The 18321-nt window shown below is 51.7% G+C and carries 13 protein-coding genes and 3 tRNA genes; 14 read left to right on the top strand and 2 right to left on the bottom strand.

Features of this window, described 5'->3' with window-relative positions; all coding sequences use genetic code 11:
• Positions 1-2: 2 nt before the first annotated feature.
• Positions 3-1373, top strand: a complete 1371-nt coding sequence (cysS, locus tag WG929_RS09090; RefSeq protein WP_416205773.1) for a cysteine--tRNA ligase — start codon at positions 3-5, stop codon at positions 1371-1373.
• Positions 1374-1453: 80 nt separating this feature from the next.
• Here the strand turns inward: cysS and folD are convergent, their stop codons facing one another.
• Positions 1454-2308, bottom strand: a complete 855-nt coding sequence (gene folD / locus WG929_RS09085) for a bifunctional methylenetetrahydrofolate dehydrogenase/methenyltetrahydrofolate cyclohydrolase FolD (protein WP_416205772.1) — start codon at positions 2306-2308, stop codon at positions 1454-1456.
• Positions 2309-2546: 238 nt separating this feature from the next.
• On the opposite strand from folD, the gene WG929_RS09080 reads away from it, so the two are divergent.
• The 9 genes from WG929_RS09080 (at position 2547) to WG929_RS09040 (ending at position 11546) form a co-directional block, all read left to right on the top strand.
• Positions 2547-2623 (top strand) — tRNA-Pro (locus tag WG929_RS09080).
• Positions 2624-2649: 26 nt separating this feature from the next.
• Positions 2650-2726: transfer RNA gene (locus tag WG929_RS09075), tRNA-Arg, on the top strand.
• A gap of 25 nt (positions 2727-2751) precedes the next feature.
• Positions 2752-2827, top strand: a tRNA-His gene (locus WG929_RS09070).
• 379 nt (positions 2828-3206) lie between these two features.
• The gene (gene tig / locus WG929_RS09065; protein WP_416205771.1) at positions 3207-4517 is read left to right on the top strand and encodes a trigger factor; all 1311 of its coding nucleotides are present in this window, start codon (positions 3207-3209) and stop codon (positions 4515-4517) included.
• 121 nt (positions 4518-4638) lie between these two features.
• Complete coding sequence (gene clpP, locus WG929_RS09060; protein ID WP_416205770.1) at positions 4639-5265, top strand: ATP-dependent Clp endopeptidase proteolytic subunit ClpP; 627 nt, start codon at positions 4639-4641, stop codon at positions 5263-5265.
• Positions 5266-5351: 86 nt separating this feature from the next.
• Entirely contained in the window at positions 5352-6644 is a 1293-nt protein-coding gene (clpX, locus tag WG929_RS09055; protein WP_416205769.1) for an ATP-dependent Clp protease ATP-binding subunit ClpX, read from the top strand.
• A gap of 119 nt (positions 6645-6763) precedes the next feature.
• On the top strand, positions 6764-9154 hold the full coding sequence (gene lon, locus WG929_RS09050; protein WP_369854392.1) for an endopeptidase La: 2391 nt from the start codon (positions 6764-6766) through the stop codon (positions 9152-9154).
• A 116-nt stretch (positions 9155-9270) separates the two neighbouring features.
• Positions 9271-9543, top strand: coding sequence for an HU family DNA-binding protein (locus WG929_RS09045; RefSeq protein WP_369854391.1), 273 nt, complete (start codon positions 9271-9273; stop codon positions 9541-9543).
• 167 nt (positions 9544-9710) lie between these two features.
• On the top strand, positions 9711-11546 hold the full coding sequence (locus WG929_RS09040) for a SurA N-terminal domain-containing protein (protein ID WP_369854390.1): 1836 nt from the start codon (positions 9711-9713) through the stop codon (positions 11544-11546).
• Between the two features lie 78 nt (positions 11547-11624).
• Here the strand turns inward: WG929_RS09040 and WG929_RS09035 are convergent, their stop codons facing one another.
• Positions 11625-13265 (bottom strand): electron transfer flavoprotein-ubiquinone oxidoreductase, encoded by a 1641-nt coding sequence (locus WG929_RS09035; protein ID WP_369854389.1) that lies wholly within the window; start codon positions 13263-13265, stop codon positions 11625-11627.
• A gap of 325 nt (positions 13266-13590) precedes the next feature.
• Between WG929_RS09035 and WG929_RS09030 the strand changes: the two genes are divergently transcribed.
• The 4 genes from WG929_RS09030 to gspE all read left to right on the top strand — a co-directional run bounded on the left by WG929_RS09030 (position 13591) and on the right by gspE (position 18320).
• Positions 13591-14340, top strand: coding sequence for an electron transfer flavoprotein subunit beta/FixA family protein (locus WG929_RS09030; protein ID WP_369854388.1), 750 nt, complete (start codon positions 13591-13593; stop codon positions 14338-14340).
• Positions 14341-14355: 15 nt separating this feature from the next.
• Positions 14356-15285: an electron transfer flavoprotein subunit alpha/FixB family protein gene (locus WG929_RS09025; protein WP_369854387.1), complete on the top strand. Its 930-nt coding sequence runs from the start codon at positions 14356-14358 to the stop codon at positions 15283-15285.
• A gap of 113 nt (positions 15286-15398) precedes the next feature.
• Positions 15399-16736, top strand: a complete 1338-nt coding sequence (locus WG929_RS09020) for a UDP-glucose dehydrogenase family protein (RefSeq protein ID WP_416205768.1) — start codon at positions 15399-15401, stop codon at positions 16734-16736.
• A 3-nt stretch (positions 16737-16739) separates the two neighbouring features.
• Positions 16740-18320, top strand: coding sequence for a type II secretion system ATPase GspE (gene gspE, locus WG929_RS09015; RefSeq protein ID WP_416205767.1), 1581 nt, complete (start codon positions 16740-16742; stop codon positions 18318-18320).
• The last annotated feature ends 1 nt before the right edge of the window (position 18321 follow it).

Genomic DNA, 18321 nt, shown 5'->3' with positions numbered 1-18321 from the left:
TTATGACACTGTCTATTTACAATACCCTGACCCGTCAGAAAGAGGCATTCAAGCCTCTGGTGCCCGGCAAGGTGGGCATGTACGTTTGCGGCATGACGGTTTATGACTTCTGTCATCTGGGCCACGCCCGTGTGATGGTGGCGTTTGATGTGATCGCGCGATATTTGCGTCATCGCGGTTTTGAGGTGAATTACATTCGTAATATCACTGACATCGACGACAAGATCATCACTCGTGCCAATGAAAACGACGAGGCGTTTGATGCGCTGACCGAACGTTTTATTACCGAGATGCACAAGGATTCTGAGCTGCTGGGTGTCGAAATGCCTGATGCCGAGCCGCGTGCGACGGCCCATATCGACGATATTATTGCATTGGTTGTCACCCTGATCGAAAAGGGGTTTGCCTATCCAGCCGAAAATGGCGACGTCTACTATTCGGTGCGCAAGTTTGAGGGTTACGGCAAATTATCCGGCAAGGTACTGGATGAGTTGGAAGCCGGTGCCCGTGTCGGGGTGGATGAGCACAAGCGGGATCCACTGGATTTTGTACTCTGGAAAGCCGCCAAGCCGGATGAGCCGCACTGGGAATCTCCTTGGGGTATTGGTCGCCCGGGTTGGCACATTGAATGTTCTGCCATGTCCAAATGCTGTCTCGGAGATACCTTTGATATCCACGGCGGCGGTCCGGACTTGAAATTTCCACATCACGAGAATGAAATTGCCCAGTCTGAGGCAGCCAATGGCAAGCACTTTGTGAATACTTGGATGCATGCCGGGGCAGTGCGTGTTGACGGCGAAAAAATGTCCAAGTCATTAGGCAACTTTTTTACCATTCGGGAAATTCTCGACAAGTATCCCGCTGAAGTGGTGCGTTTTCTGCTGCTATCGAGCCAGTATCGCAGCGCCATCAACTACAGCGAAGACAGCTTGAAAGAATCCCAGACCCGCTTGGAGCGTTTCTACAACGCCCTGGATGGTATTGGAGTGGGAGCGGTCGCCGATGTAGAAAACGATTTTTCGCTACGGTTTCATGCATCTATGGATGATGACTTTAATACACCGGAAGCCATTGCAGTGCTGTTTGAGTTGGCTCGCGCCATCAATAAGTCTGAAGGTGAAGAACAGGCAGCTTTGGCTGGGCAGTTACGTTATCTGGGGGGAGTTCTGGGTTGTTTACAGTCTGATCCGCAGGCCTTCTTTCAAGCGGGTGCTGGTGATGATGCGAGCTGGATCGAGGAGATGATCCAGAAACGTCTGGACGCCAAAAAAGCCAGGGATTTTGTGACGGCAGATACGGTGCGCGATGAGTTAGTGGCAAGGGGGGTTGTTTTGAAAGATGGCCCTGAAGGCACTAGCTGGATCAAGCAGTAGCGCTTGTCGTCGCTTCTGGTTGTTTGAAAACAAAGCAGCCCGGCAAAATAGCCGGGCTGCTTTGTTTTGTCGCGGAAAAATCAGCTATGAAGGCTTTCGCAGGCAAACAGGGTGTTTTCAAGTAGTTTGGCTCGGGTCATCGGGCCAACACCACCCGGTACTGGTGTGATGTGGGAGGCTCTGGCGGCTGCGCCAGTAAATTCCACATCGCCAATCAGACGGCCTTCCGGGGTGCGATTAATGCCCACATCAATAACAATGGTTCCTGGCTTGATCCATTCGCTATTCACGATGCCGGGCTTGCCGACGGCAACTATCAGCAAGTCGGCCTGACGGACATGCTGCTCCAGGTTTTTGGTGAAGCGGTGGCAGGTGGTGACTGTGCAGCCACGTAATAACAGTTCCAGCCCCATTGGCCGACCAACAATATTGGACGCGCCAACCACAACAGCGTGCATGCCGGTAATATCCTTGTCGGTGGTGTCTAGCAGATCAATGATGCCTGCCGGTGTGCAGGGGCGAAGCAGGGGGATGCGCTGGGCAAGGCGGCCCATATTAAATGGGTGAAAGCCATCGACATCTTTGGTGGGGTCTATTTGTTCAAGGATTTCATCAGCCCGCAAGCCGGCAGGCAGTGGCAACTGAACCAGAATGCCATCTACGGTGGCGTCCTGGTTCAGTTGTTCGATCAGATCCAGCAATACCTGCTGAGAGGTTGTGGCTGGCAGATCATAGGCCTTGCTGACAATACCCACCTGCTCACAATCACGACGCTTGTGAGAAACGTACACCTGGGAGGCAGGATCCTCACCTACCAGAATGACGGCCAGTCCCGGCGGGCGTTTTCCCTGCTTCAGGCGCTCGGATACCTGCAGGTGAATATGGTTACGGATAGCTTCCGCCCTGGCTTTGCCGTCAATCAGTTGTGCTGTCATGAAATGAAAAACCTGTTGTATAAGTGCATCTGTGGCGATTTTCTCATGCTGGCGAAGGAAAACAAAGCGGCACGCAAGTGTCGTGCCTGTCATCAGGCTTTTTCTCTGCAAGTAGTGTGAAGTATTTGTTTTATCGAATTATTTTTAAATTTCAGTTGACCTGTAAAGGGGTGATCTATAATATGCGCAGCCACTTGAGGGGGTTGGTCGAAACACTGACTACTTTCAGGTTGTGTGACGGGGTATAGCGCAGTCTGGTAGCGCGCCTGGTTTGGGACCAGGATGTCGGGAGTTCGAATCTCTCTACCCCGACCATTTAATCTAAATGGTTAGATGGACATGCGCCCGTAGCTCAATTGGATAGAGCACCGGCCTTCTAAGCCGGGGGTTGCAGGTTCAAGCCCTGCCGGGTGCGCCATCAAGGCACCCCGAGCATTGATATGGTGGCCGTAGCTCAGTCGGTAGAGTCCAGGATTGTGATTCCTGTTGTCGCGGGTTCGATCCCCGTCGGCCACCCCACTTATCAAGCATGTTCAGCAGTATCTACCGACTTGGCCGCCCAGGCTTGGGTGTAGCTGTTCGATGGTTACTCCTCTGTTTTAATCTTCAGTTTTTCTCATCATTTTTTGTCCAGGTTTTCTGTGGTCGGTATTGACGGTCATTACTTTATGGCTCGTCTTGACCAGTCCAACGGGATGCTGTTTTTTTGCCATGTTCCGCACCCGGTCATTCGTCTTGTTTTTTCGTTTTGTGTTTTGTCTGTGATGGCAATTTGCAGCGGTTTGTTTTCTCTCGTTTATTCGTCCTCTGGCTTGCGCTATACTTCGCGGCTTTCTGAATTGATGACCGGCGTTTGTCCGGTAGTGATCGTAAAAAACACTTTATCTGAGAGGCATCTATGCAAGTGTCCATCGAGACAACCAGTGGTCTTCAGCGTTGTATGACTATTGGCGTTCCTGCTGCGGAAGTAGAACAAAAAGTAACAGCAGAACTGAAGAAACTGGCCAAAGGTCGTCGTATTGATGGTTTTCGCCCAGGCAAGGTTCCTCCTGCAGTGATCAAGCGCATGTTCGGTCAGCAAGCCCGTTACGAAGCCATCTACCAGCAAATGCAGCAGTCTTTTTTCCAGACGGTGCAAGAGCAAGGAGTCAAGCTGGCAGGAATGCCAAGTTTTGAGCCTGTCGTCAACGAAGATGGCAAGGATTTGGAATTCAAGGCTACGTTCGAAGTGTATCCTGAGGTGGTTCTGGGTGACTTCTCAACCATCTCCGTTGAGCAAAAAACCGCTGCCGTCACTGACGAAGACATGGAAAAGATGGTGGATACCCTGCGTCAGCAGAACACCACCTGGTCAGAAACTGATGCGGCCGCTGCAGATGGTGATCGCGTAGTCATCGACTTTGAAGGTTTTGTTGATGGTGAAGCCTTTGATGGCGGCAAGGCCAGTGGCCATACGCTGACATTGGGTTCCGGCTCAATGATTCCTGGTTTTGAAGAGGCAATTGTCGGCTTTGTCGCTGGCGATGAGAAAACTATTGATGTGAGCTTCCCTGAGGATTACCACAAGGAAGAGCTGAAAGGTAAGCCTGCACAATTCAAAATTACCGTGCAAAAAGTCGAAAAGGGTGAGCTGCCCGAGATGGATGAAACGTTCTTTAAGTCATTCGGTGTTGAAACTGCGGATGAGGCTGAATTTCGCGTTGAGATTCGCACCAATATGGAACGCGAACTAAAGCGCGCTTTGCGTACTCTGACCAAGCAACAGGTGATTGATGCTCTGGTTGCTGGTAATGAGATTGATGCGCCTACGCCTCTGGTTGATCAGGAAATCGATCGCCTGCGACAGCAGGCTGTCAAGCAGTTTGGCGGCCAAATGGATGCTTCACAGCTGCCTGCAGAGATTTTCAAGGGCCAGGCTGAGCAACGCGTCAAAGTTGGCTTATTGATGAGTGCTGCGATTGAAGCGGCAGACATGAAGCCTTCCGAAGAGAAAGTGGCAGAGCTGATTGAAGAGATCGCTTCAACGTATCAGGAGCCTGAACAGGTACGTGAGTATTATTCAACTAATGCAGAGCAAAAAGCCCAGGTAGAATCTCTGGCGCTGGAAGATCAGCTGATTGAAAAAGTCCTGGCTGCAGCGACTGTTTCTGTGGTTGAAACCTCATACGAAGACGTGATTCGTTCTGCCAATGCCAACCAAGCAATGTAATAGTTGGTATTTTGGGGACTGACATACTCGTCTCCAATGGCTAAACTCGAAAACAGCCGCTAAATAGCGGCTGTTTTTGTAATACTGGTTCGATACTGGTTTTGTATGGGAGTAATGCTTTATGAATGATCAATTCACTCAGGGATCAGAAGTGATTCAGAATGCCCTGGTTCCTATGGTGGTAGAGCAGTCTGCTCGCGGCGAGCGTTCTTACGACATTTATTCCCGCCTGCTGAAGGAACGGGTGATTTTTTTGGTGGGGCCTGTTGAAGATCACATGGCCAACCTGGTGGTTGCCCAGCTGCTGTTTCTTGAATCTGAAAATCCGGATAAGGATATTCATCTGTATATCAACTCGCCAGGTGGTTCGGTATCAGCAGGTTTGTCGATTTATGACACCATGCAGTTTATCAAGCCGGACGTCAGCACTATGGTGATTGGACAGGCATGCAGTATGGGGGCTTTTTTGCTGGCTGCTGGCGCGACGGGTAAACGCTACAGTGTACCAAACTCACGAGTAATGATTCACCAGCCAAGCGGTGGTGCTCAGGGGCAGGCAACGGATATCCAGATTCATGCCCGTAATATTCAGCATACCAAGGAGCGCTTGAACCGAATTCTGGCTCATCATACCGGCCAGAGTTACGACACAATTGCTGCCGATACCGAGCGAGACAACTTCATGACAGCGGATCAGGCACTCGAATATGGTCTGATTGATAAGGTTTTGACCCATCGAGGTCAATAAATTTTGCCGGACATGGGGTGGGAGGCTTGAAACCTGGCCAGTGTGCACCTATATATGAATGCTATGTACCAGAATGAGGCAGTCGAATGACCGACGATACTAAAGGCAAGGGCGAAGACGGCGGCAAGCTGCTCTACTGTTCGTTTTGCGGTAAGAGTCAGCATGAAGTGCGCAAGCTGATTGCCGGGCCTTCGGTGTTTATTTGCGATGAGTGTGTTGATCTTTGTAATGACATTATTCGCGAAGAAGTCCAGGAAGCCGATAACAAGGGCAGTTCTGACAAACTACCTACGCCACAGGAAATTCGTCTGACTCTGGATGAATACGTTATCGGTCAGGATAAAGCCAAGGTAGTTCTGGCGGTAGCGGTTTATAACCACTACAAACGCCTGCGCTTTGGCGAGGGCAAGGGAAAAGGCGATGTCGAACTGTCTAAAAGTAATATCCTGCTGATTGGCCCAACGGGTAGCGGCAAGACTTTACTGGCAGAGACGCTGGCACGTCTGCTGAATGTGCCGTTCACAATTGCTGATGCAACCACGCTGACAGAAGCCGGTTACGTTGGTGAAGATGTGGAAAATATCATTCAGAAACTGTTGCAGAAGTGTGATTACGACGTTGAGCGTGCTCAGCGCGGAATTGTCTATATTGATGAAATTGACAAAATTTCACGCAAGTCTGACAACCCGTCAATTACTCGTGATGTTTCGGGCGAAGGGGTTCAGCAAGCGTTGCTGAAGCTTGTCGAGGGGACCGTTGCATCCGTGCCGCCACAAGGTGGTCGAAAACACCCGCAGCAAGAATTCCTGCAGGTCGACACCTCCAATATCCTGTTTATTTGTGGCGGGGCATTTGCCGGGTTGGATCAGATCATTCGTGATCGATCGGAGCGTAGTTCGATTGGTTTTGTCGCAACCGTAAAAGGCAAGGAAGACCAAAAATCGATTGGTGCTGCCTTGCGTGAAGTAGAACCGGTCGATCTGGTCAAGTTCGGTCTGATTCCTGAATTTATTGGCCGTTTGCCAGTGGTGGCAACACTGGATGAACTCGACAAGGACGCCCTGATTCGAATTCTTACCGAGCCGAAAAACTCTCTTGTTCGCCAATTCCAGAAACTGTTCGAAATGGAATCGGTAGAGCTTGAGATTCGTGACTCTGCTCTGGATGCCATTGCCAATTGTGCGATGGAGCGAAAGACCGGCGCACGGGGCTTGCGGTCAATACTAGAGGGAGCGTTGCTACAGACCATGTACCGCGTTCCTTCTGAGCCTGATATTGCCAAGGTCGTCATCGAAGATACTGTCATTAATGGTATTGCCGAGCCGATCATGATTTATGAGGGTGGTGATGTTGCTCGGGCTTCTTCAGAAAACGATTGATGCCTACCCAAAAATAAATAAAAAGGAGCCAATGGCTCCTTTTTATTTATTTGTCGCTTGTTTTTGGTAGTCGAAGCCCCCACTCTCAGAATATTGCTTTGTAGCAGAGACCTAATCTGATGAATCAAGAAGTGTTACCTCTCCTGCCACTACGTGACGTAGTGGTCTTTCCCGCTATGGTTATTCCCCTGTTTGTGGGGCGGGAAAAATCAATCAATGCTCTGGAAGAAGCGATGGCGGGTGATAAACGCATCATGCTTGTTGCCCAGAAGGACGCGGCCGATGACGCGCCTGGTATTGATGGGCTGCATTCCGTCGGTACAGTGGCGACCATTTTGCAGTTGCTGCGCCTTCCTGATGGAACGGTCAAGGTGCTGGTCGAAGGTGAAGAGCGGGCCACGCTGGAGCGCCTGATCGATGAAAGCGATCTGTTTCGTGGTCAGGTGCTGCCAGCCGGGACGCGAATACCCGATGAGCGTGAGAACGAGATTCTGACTCGCTCACTGACCGGCCATTTTGAACAGTACGTACAGCTGTCGAAAAAAGTCCCCAGTGAAGTGCTTTCCACTATTTCCGGCGTCGAAGATGTCAGTCGCCTGAGTGACACCATTGCCGCACATATCTCTCTCAAGCTGGAAGAAAAGCAGGAAGTGCTTGAGATGTTTGATCCGAAAGAGCGGGTTGAGCACTTGATGGAGCTGATGGAATCTGAAATTGATTTGCTCAAGGTCGAAAAGCGTATTCGCGGCCGGGTCAAAAAGCAGATGGAAAAAAGTCAACGTGAGTACTATCTGAATGAGCAAATGAAAGCCATTCAGAAAGAACTGGGCGACCTTGAAGATGGCGGCAACGAGTTTGATGAGCTGGCTGAGAAAATTGAAACCGTCGGCCTGACTCGCGAAGCAAAGGAAAAGGCTGAAGCAGAATTACGCAAGTTGCGCATGATGTCACCGATGTCGGCTGAGGCCTCAGTCGTTCGAGGCTATCTTGACTGGGTATTGAACCTCCCCTGGAAAAAACGCTCACGCCTCAATCACGATCTGATACGTGCCAAAGAGATACTTGATTCCGATCACTATGGTCTGGAAGAGGTCAAGGAGCGGATCCTTGAGTATTTGGCGGTGCAGAATCGTGTCAAGAAAGTAAAGGGTGCAGTTCTGTGCCTGGTCGGGCCTCCAGGTGTCGGCAAGACTTCTCTTGGCAAATCGATTGCGCGGGCAACTAACCGGCAGTTTACGCGTATGTCGCTGGGCGGAGTTCGGGATGAAGCCGAAATTCGTGGCCATCGTCGTACTTATATTGGCTCAATGCCGGGCAAGCTGGTACAACGCATGACCAAGGTCGGCGTACGTAACCCTTTGTTCTTGCTGGATGAAATCGACAAAATGGGGATGGATCATCGCGGTGATCCGGCTTCTGCGCTGCTGGAAGTGCTTGATCCTGAGCAAAACAACACCTTTGCCGATCATTACCTTGAGGTTGATTATGACCTCTCCGATGTGATGTTTGTCTGTACCTCGAACAGCATGAATATTCCTGGCCCGTTACTGGATCGTATGGAAGTCATCCGCATTCCCGGCTATACCGAAGCGGAGAAGGTTCATATTGCCCAGCGCTATTTGTTACCTAAACAGATTAAGCAAAATGGTTTGAAAACGGATGAAATTGAGCTTCCGGAAACTCAATTACGCAGCATTATTCGCCACTACACACGTGAAGCGGGTGTTCGTGGTCTTGAAAGAGAACTGGCCAAGTTGTGTCGCCGTGTCGTCAAGGCAAACATGCTTGATCAGACCACGACAACACGCGTGATTACCGAAGAACTGCTGGAAGAATATCTTGGTGTCACCAAGTATCGCTACGGCCTTGCGGGTGTCAGTAATCAGGTGGGACAGGTAACAGGACTTGCCTGGACCTCCGTAGGTGGCGAATTGTTGACGCTTGAAGCTGCAGCAACCGCTGGCAAGGGTCGTATTATCAAGACAGGCTCGTTGGGTGATGTAATGCAGGAGTCCATTCAGGCAGCTCTGACGGTCGTTAGAAGCCGTGCTGAAAGCTTGGGGATTAATGCGGAATTTTTTGAAAAGAATGACATTCATGTGCATGTGCCGGAAGGTGCTACACCCAAGGACGGCCCAAGTGCTGGCATTGGGATGGCAACAGCGCTGGCATCTGTCCTGACGGGTATTCCGGTTAAGGCCGAAGTAGCCATGACGGGTGAGATTACCCTGAGGGGCAAAGTGCTGGCGATTGGAGGATTAAAAGAAAAGTTGCTCGCCGCACATCGCGGTGGCATCAAGACGGTTATTATCCCCAAGGAAAACGAAAAAGACCTTAGGGATATACCGGAAAACATCAAGCAAGACCTGAAGGTCATTGCTGTAGACTGGATCGACGAGGTTCTGGATTTGGCGCTTGAGTCAAGCCCGGATGGTGTTTCTGCGCCAATTGTTCCGACAGAAGATGCAAGCGTCAGTAAGGACGAGGGTTCTCGCCCAAAGACGCATTGAGTCTGCTTGACGGTACATAACCCAGTTGGTATAAATCGACGCTCTTGAATTTCCTGTAGCGATCGCCCAGTCGCATAACAAGAATCTAATACTGCACACAGAGTGAGGGGATAAGTGTGAATAAGTCCGAGTTAATCGACGCCATTGCCGCATCAGCTGATATTCCAAAGGCAGCTGCTGGTCGCGCACTGGATGCCATGATCGAAAGTGTTGGTACTGCGTTAAAAGAGGGTGATCAGGTTGCCCTGGTTGGTTTTGGTACATTTATGGTGAAAGAGCGTGCAGAGCGTACTGGCCGTAACCCTCAAACAGGTGAGCCCATTCAAATCAAGGCAGCCAAGGTTCCTGGTTTCAAGCCAGGAAAAGCGCTTAAAGATGCAGTCAACTGATTTATCTGGTTTGATCTGGTAGGTTGGTTGGTTGATAGGCGGTCTGGCATGCCGGACGGGGTAATAACAGAAGACGTTGATGTTTAGCTGTTTTTATCCACCCAGAAAAAGAGCGCATCCTGGATGCGCTTTTTTTTATGTTGCTGTAGCGAATACCTGGAGGAACCATGCTACAAACAATGCGTGATAATGCTCAGGGCATTATTGCCAAGGTCATCGTGTTTTTTATTATCTTCGTTTTCGCCCTTTGGGGGGTCGAGAGCATTGTCAATATCGGGTCTGGCGATACGCCGGTTGCTGAAGTTGGTGATATCAAGGTGTCAGAACCTGAAGTTCAACGGGTGATCGAACAGCAAAAAGCCAACCTGCGTCGTCAGTTTGGCGAGCAGTTTGATGAAAACCTGTTTAACGACCAACTGTTGCGCCAATCGGCTATTGAACAGCTGATTCAGCAGAATGTGGATGCCGTTCAGGCCGATCGTCTGGGCTTGTATGCAGCCTCTGCTGTTGTCGATGAAGCCATTGTCAATATTCCGGCCTTTCAGCTGGATGGTCGTTTCAACAAGGAACAGTTCCTTAGTGTTCTGCGTCTGAATGGCTGGACACCTTTGACCTTTCGCGCCAATCTGGCCGAAGACATCAAGGTAAATCAAGCCCGACAGGCGCTCACCATGACCTCCATTCCGACGCCGTTCCAGGCCCGCTTTGGCGCCATGCTGAATAACGAGTTGCGAACCATTTCCTACATTGAAATCCGTGCTCGCGACCTGATGGATGATATTCAGCTCACCGACGACGATGTGCAGTCTTACTACGATGCTAACAGCTCCCGCTTTCAGACGCCGGAACAGGCCAAAGTCCGATACGTTGGCTTTGATCGTGCCGCCATGGCAGCTGATGAGAGTGTTTCTGAAGATGAGATCAGCAAGGCGTATGAAGACTATCTGAGCGATCTTTCTGAAAAAGAGCAGCGCAGTTCTCGTCATATTCTGATTGAGGCGGGTGCTGACCGCTCCAGCGAAGAGGCACTGGCCAAAGCGAATGAACTGAAGTCCAAGCTGGATGCCGGAGCAGATTTCGCCGAGTTGGCAAAATCGGATTCTGATGATATCGCCAGTGGCAGTAACGGTGGCGACCTTGGTTATGTTAGCCATGGGGCGTTTGTACCGGAATTTGAAGCCGCATTGTTTGCATTGCAAAAGGGCGAAGTTTCCCAGCCGGTCAAAACCGAGTTTGGTTACCACATAATTCAGTTGCTCGACATCAAAGCGCCTGAAGCAGACAGCTTGGAGAAGCGTCATGACGAGTTGGCGGAATGGATTCGTAATGAAAAAGCCGGTCAGCAGATTGCCGAGCAAACCCAGGAATTGAGTAATCTGGCATTTTCATCGGGTTCTGTTGATGAAGTTGCTGATGCCTTGGGGCTGAAGGTTCAGGAGTCTGGTCTTTTTACCCGTGATTTTGGTGAGGGCTTTGTGGCGAGTGATGCGGTGCGCCAGCAGGCATTTGCGGAAAACATGTTGCTGGATCGGGAGTTGAGCGATCTGGTTGAAACGGAAGAGGGAGTCTATGTTTTTGCCGTCTCCGAACATGATGAGCCGAAAACCCTGCCATTAACCGTTGTTCGTAATCAGGTTGAAAACCTGATTAAGCGCGACAAGGCTGGAGAACTGGCGCGTGCGATGGCTGACAAAATTGCAGCGGGTGAAGAAACGTCGGCAGCATGGGTATCGGTCGCGGTGAACTACTCGCAATCTGCCGAAATTCCGCGCGCTGCGCAGTCGCGGGCCTTCGCACTACAGCAGGGAGAGTTGGACGTAGTTGATGTTCAGGGTGGCGCTACCGTTGTCCGGGTTGATGCTATTCAGATTCCCGAATTGGCTGACCTGGTTGCCAGTGATGAAGAGCGAACCCAGATCGAAAATCGTTCGGCTCGTAACAGCATGACCAGTTACCGCAAGTGGTCGCAGGAAAATGTCGAGATCAAACGTCCAGGCGCCTGATTCGAACCGGTACGTCAAGAAAACAAAAAAGCCCGCGTTGATTGCGGGCTTTTTTGTTTTTACCGATCTGGCGGGGGATTACATATTCGGGTAGTTCGGTCCGCCGCTGCCTTCTGGTGTCACCCAGGTAATGTTCTGGGATGGATCCTTGATGTCGCAGGTTTTGCAATGGACGCAATTTTGCGAATTGATCTGAAAGCGCTTGCCGGCTTCATCTTCAATGATTTCGTAAACACCGGCCGGGCAGTAGCGTTGGGCTGGCTCATCCCACTGAATCAGGTTTACCTCCAGGGGAATGTCTTCGTCGGCTAATTTAAGGTGACAGGGTTGGTCTTCGGCGTGGTTAACATTGCCGATAAAAACCGAGTCCAGTTTGCTGAAGCTTAATTTGCCATCCGGCTTGGGATAGTCGATGGGTTTGCATTCTGATGCTGGACGCAGGGTGTCATGATCCGCTCGGGTGTCATGCAACGTCAGCGGCAAGGCCATGATGTTCTGATCAATAAAGTTGAACGCAGCACCACCCAAAGTACCCAGCTTGTGGAGTGCCGGGCCAAAGTTACGGCTGCGCTGCAGCTCTTGCCAGGCCCAGCTGCTCTCAAATGCCGTCGTAAATTCAGTCAGTTCATCATGACGGCGATCGGTGGCAATCGCAGCGATAACCGCATCGGCAGCCACCATGCCACTTTTCATTGCAGTGTGAACGCCCTTGATTTTGGCAAAGTTGAGCGTGCCAGCGTCACAGCCAATCAGCAGGCCGCCAGGGAAGGTCATTTTAGGCAGGCAGTTCAGGCCTCCTTTGGTAATGGCTCGGGCACCATAGGAAACGCGTTTGCCACCCTCCAGATATTGCGCAATCACCGGATGGTGCTTCAGGCGCTGAAATTCATCATAGGGGCTGACGTGTGGATTGGAATACGACAGATCTGTGATCAAGCCGACCACGACCTGACCGTCATCGCTGTGGTAGAGGAAAAAGCCACCGGATGATGAGGATTCATTGAGTGGCCAGCCGGTACCGTGCATGACCAGCCCTGGTTGATGTTTGGCGGGGTCGATATCCCACAGCTCCTTGATGCCTATGCCATAGTGCTGGGGATCCTTGCCTGAATCCAGTTGATATTCGCTGATCAGGCGCTTACCCAGATGACCACGACAGCCTTCTGCAAACAGAGTGTAACGTGCGCGCAGTTCCATGCCGGGCATGTAGCTGTCTTTCGGGTTGCCGGCAGCGTCGACACCCATATCGCCAGTGACGACCCCTTTTACCACACCGTCTTCAACAATCAGGTCTGCGGCCGCAAAGCCCGGGTAAATCTCAACGCCAAGCTCTTCGGCTTGCTGGCCCAGCCAGCGACAGAGGTTACCGACACTGACGACATAGTTGCCGTGGTTGTGCATTGGTTTGGGCACCGCCCAGCCGGGTGCTTGCACAGAGTGGCGGTCACTGAGCAGGAAGTAAACTTCATCTTTGCTGACAGCCGTTGTGAGTGGCGCACCGGATTCTTTCCAGTTCGGGAACAGTTCCGTCAGGGCGCGGTCTTCAATGACGGCACCCGACAAGATGTGGGCGCCAATTTCGGAGCCCTTTTCGACCAGGCAGACCGAAATATCATTGCCTGCCTCGTTGGCAGCCTGCTTGATGCGGCAAGCGGCTGCCAGACCAGAAGGGCCTGCGCCGACGATTACAACGTCATACTCCATCACATCACGGTCCATTCGGATCTCTCCTGTTAACAGTTAGAATTATTGGCTAAAGCGGTGCTATTCAGATTTGATTTCTTGTTGACGATTAGCAAATCATCGAGAAAACACATATTGTTTAATTGTTTAAAGGTGCAGCATTATACGTTCGTCCCTGTTTCAGGCAACTGAATCGCTTGGGAATGCTGCCGTTTTGGAAACAAACAGACCTCACTATTGACGTAAAGGTAAAAGACCAGAATAATTCTGCTGGTCGAAAGTCCCCTGAGTAGCGCCGTATCATCGCGTTATTGTGCAAATTGGGGTTGGAAATCCAATCATTTGAAGATAAGAGGAATCTATGAAGGTTCTCGTCGCTGTAAAACGCGTCATCGACTACAACGTCAAGGTGCGCGTCAAGCCGGATAATTCGGATGTTGATCTGAATAACGTCAAGATGGCCATGAACCCATTCTGCGAAATCGCTGTTGAAGAAGCGGTGCGCCTGAAGGAAAAGGGTATTGCCACAGAAATCGTCGTTGTTTCCATCGGTCCCAAGGTGGCACAGGAACAGATTCGCACCTCTTTGGCGCTGGGTGCTGACCGTGGCATCCTGATTGAAACCGAAGACAAGCTGGAATCGTTGACCGTTGCTCGCTTGCTGCAGGCAGTGGTCGAGAAAGAAGCCCCGCAGTTGGTGCTGATGGGTAAACAGACCATTGATAGTGACAACAATCAGACCGGCCAGATGCTGGGTGCCCTGACCGGCATGGCACAAGGCACCTTTGCCTCTGAAGTGCTGATTGATGGCGACAAGGTCAAGGTGACTCGCGAAGTGGATGGTGGCTTGCGTACCGTTGCACTGGATCTGCCTGCGATTGTTACAACAGATCTGCGTTTGAACGAACCTCGCTACGCGTCTTTGCCTAATATCATGAAGGCCAAGCGCAAACCTCTGGAGCTGACTACGCCAGCAGATTTGGGTGTGACCATGGGTTCAACCCTGGCGCTGCTGAAAGTCGTTCCACCGGCAGAACGCCAGGCGGGTATCAAGGTGGCCGATGTTGCAGAGCTGGTCGAAAAACTGAAGAACGAAGCGAAAGTGCTGTAAACAGGAGTAGATGAAATGAGTATTCTGGTAATAGCGGAACATGATAACGCTACTCTGAAAGGCGCCACGCTGAACGTTCTGGCAGCGGCTGCCGCGATTGGTGGTGACGTAGAAGTACTGGTTGCAGGCGCTGGTTGCCAAGCCGTTGCAGATGCAGCAGCGGCAGTAGCTGGTGTTGGCAAGGTGTTGCTGGCGGACAATGCTGTTTATGAACATCAGCTGGGTGAAGTAATGGGGGATCTGGTTGCCAACATCGGCACCAACTACTCGCATATTTTGGCGGCAGCCACCACGACAGGCAAAGATTTCCTTCCCCGTGCTGCGGCACTGCTGGGCGTTAACATGCTGTCTGATGTGATTGAGGTGGTATCTGACGATACCTTCTCTCGTCCGGTGTATGCGGGTAACGCTATCGCAACCTACCAAAGCAGCGACGCCATCAAGGTACTGACTGTGCGTACTACGGGCTTCGATGCCGTTGATACATCAGGTGGGGCGGCTGCCATTGAAACGGTTGCTTATATTAGCGATTACGCCAAGGCCGTCTTTGTTGGTGAAGAGCTGGCCAAGTCGGATCGTCCGGAATTGACCGCAGCCAAAGTCGTCGTTTCTGGCGGACGTGGCATGCAAAATGGCGATAACTTTGCCATGTTGTACAGCCTGGCTGACAAGCTGGGCGCGGCAGTGGGTGCATCCCGCGCAGCAGTAGACGCCGGCTTTGTACCCAACGATCTCCAGGTCGGCCAGACCGGCAAGATTGTTGCGCCAGGCTTGTATATTGCGGTGGGCATCTCGGGTGCGATCCAGCATCTGGCTGGTATGAAGGATTCCAAAGTGATTGTGGCAATCAACAAGGACGAAGAAGCACCTATCTTTCAGGTTGCGGATTACGGCCTGGTTGCAGACCTCTTTGATGCGGTTCCCGAGTTAGAAAAACTCGTTTAACATCAAAGTGTTGAAGGAGCCCGGCTGAGTCCGGGCTTTTTTGTGTCACCGATTTGTCATTAAATGGACATAAGCTGCGCCGACGTGCCGCCTTGTTGAAAAAGGATTGTTTTGTGGAAATTGTCGTTATTGGTGCTGGCTATATTGGATTGGTCACTGCTGCCTGTTTTGCCGAGATGGGTAACCGGGTGCATTGTGTCGATCCGAGATCAGAGGTCATCCAGCAGCTGAATAATGGTCTGGTGACTGTTGCTGAACCAGGCCTGGAACGTATCGTTCTCGATAATTACCGGGCTGGCCGACTGTTGTTTGGTACCAACCTCGGCCCGGCTGTAGCAAATGCTGCCGTGTGTTTTCTGGCCATTGGTAATCCGGGTGAGAGTGAAGGCGTTGCCGATGCTGCCGAGATTATTGCGCAAGCGGCACAGCTGGCTGATTGGCTGCAGGGTTATACGCTGATTGCCACAAAATCCACCGTCCCTGTTGGTACCACTGAAAAGATACGCGATGTCATGACAGCCCGTCTTGCCGATAGGGACGGCGTATCGTTTGACATGGTCGCCAATCCTGAATTTATGAAAGAAGGCAGTGCCATCGACGACTTTATGAGTCCGGATCGTATCATTGTGGGTCTTGATTGTGATCGCGCCCGTACCTTGATGGAAGAGCTGTACCAGGGGTTCTCTCGCAACCGTGACAAAATGCTCTACATGGGTATTCGCGATGCCGAAATGACCAAGTTTGCTGCTACGGCAATGTTGGCCACCCGGATTTCCTTTATGAATGAAATGGCGACGCTTTCCGAGTATCTCGGTGTGGATATCGAGCAGGTTCGCAAGGGGATCGGCTCGGACAGCCGGATAGGGTACTCGTTTATCTATCCTGGCTGTGGCTATGGTGGTTCCTGTTTCCCTCGCGATGTTCGCACGCTGATTGGTATGGCTCGGGAAAACGGCTTTGAAGCGACCCTATTGGACGCGGTAGAAGCCCGTAACCAGGCGCAAAAGCGACGTCTGTTCGAAAAGCTGGTTGAGCGGTTTAACGAGGACATGCAGGGTAAAACAATTGCTGTCTGGGGGTTGGCCTTCAAGCCCGGAACGGCCGACATGCATGAATCCAGTGCCATTGCCCTGATTAATCAGCTGGTGACTGCCGGTGCGCGGGTGCGCGCCTATGATCCAATGTGTAATGAACTGGCTCGACAGCACTTTCCATCGCAATATTTTACCGATGGAGTGTTAGAGCTGGCGAACCATCAGTATGATGCAGTGGTCGATGCTGATGCATTGGTGCTGGTCACCGAATGGAAACCTTTTCGACAACCAGACTTCATCGTTATCAAGAAGCTGCTCCGGCAGCCGGTTATTATCGACGGTCGCAATCAGTATGATCCCCAGGTGCTTCTGGCTCAGGGGTTTGATTACTCAGGTGTTGGCCGCAACGTTGGATAATTCATGAGCTCTACCCTTGTACAAGATCAACCCGCAGGCCCCCTGGACAGCAGTGCAGTAACATCATTGGTCGACCAGTCGTCACTCCTTGAAAGCGGCCAGAACACACCATCTACCAGTCTGGCTACCCGTGTGCCCTTTGGCTTCGCCAAACGCTTTGGGGTGCTGGTTGAAGGGGCTGCAGATGGCCTCAAAGTGGTTCATCGGGTGCCGGTCAGTGCCGAGGCCATCATGGAGGTGCAGCGTTTTCTGTCGCTGCCATTCAGGCTCGAAGGCGTTGCCGATGATGAATTTGACCGTCGCCTGGGGCTTTCCTATCAAACCGACTCGTCCGAAGCCATGGAGATGGTCGAGGGGTTGGGTGATGAAATGGATCTTGCCAGTCTGGCTGATTCCGTTCCTGAAACGGAAGATTTGCTGGAGCAGGACGGCGACGCACCCATTATTCGGCTGATCAATGCCTTGCTGACCGAGGCCATCAAGGAAAATGCGTCGGATATTCACGTTGAAACCTATGAAAAGCGTCTGGTTGTGCGTTTTCGGGTTGATGGCGTATTACGTGAAGTTGTGCAGCCTAAGCGCGCCCTGGCAGCCTTGCTGGTCTCCCGTATCAAGGTCATGGCCAAACTGGATATCGCTGAAAAACGGGTGCCGCAGGATGGTCGTATCGCCTTGCGCATTGGTGGCCGAGAGGTCGATGTCCGGGTGTCGACCATGCCGTCCAGTCATGGCGAGCGGGTCGTCATGCGATTGCTCGACAAAAAGGCCGGTCGCCTCAGTCTCTCCCAGCTCGGCATGTCAGAACGCGATCTGCGTACCATGCGCAATATCATCAGTCGGCCTCACGGCATCATTCTGGTGACCGGCCCTACCGGGTCGGGTAAAACCACCACACTGTACGGCGCACTGAGTGATCTGAACGATACCAGCCGTAACATTCTGACGGTTGAAGACCCGATTGAATACAGCCTGCCGGGGATTGGTCAGACCCAGGTCAACACCAAGGTCGAAATGACCTTCGCCAAGGGCTTGCGGGCTATTTTGCGGCAGGATCCAGACGTCGTCATGATTGGTGAGATTCGTGACCTTGAAACGGTCGAAATTGCTATTCAGGCATCCTTGACCGGCCACCTGGTATTGTCGACGCTACACACCAATACCGCCGTGGGTGCGGTAACCCGCTTGCAAGACATGGGCGTTGAGCCATTCTTGTTGTCATCCAGCCTGGTGGGGGTTCTTGCCCAGCGACTGGTGCGCGTGCTCTGCAGTGACTGCAAGGTGGCAGCCATCGCAGATGCCAGCGAATGCGAATTGCTGGGCATTCCCCAGGATCAGGCCCCGGAAATTTTCCACGCCAAAGGCTGTGACAAATGCAATCAATTGGGGTATCGCGGACGCCAGGGGATTTACGAAATCATTGAGGTAGATGAAGGCTTGAAAACCCTGATTCATGATCGGGCAGGGGAGCAGGCGATGACGTTACATGCCCGTAACCTTGGCCCCAGTATTAATCAGGATGGCATTCGCAAAGTGTTGGCTGGCAGCACCACCATCGAAGAGCTGCTGCGGGTTGCCAAGGGATAAT

The organism is Oceanobacter antarcticus, assembly GCF_044962685.1.
Taxonomy (GTDB): domain Bacteria; phylum Pseudomonadota; class Gammaproteobacteria; order Pseudomonadales; family Oceanobacteraceae; genus Oceanobacter; species Oceanobacter antarcticus.
Note: the sequence above shows the minus strand (reverse complement) of the source record. Positions and strands in the feature narration are given on the sequence as shown.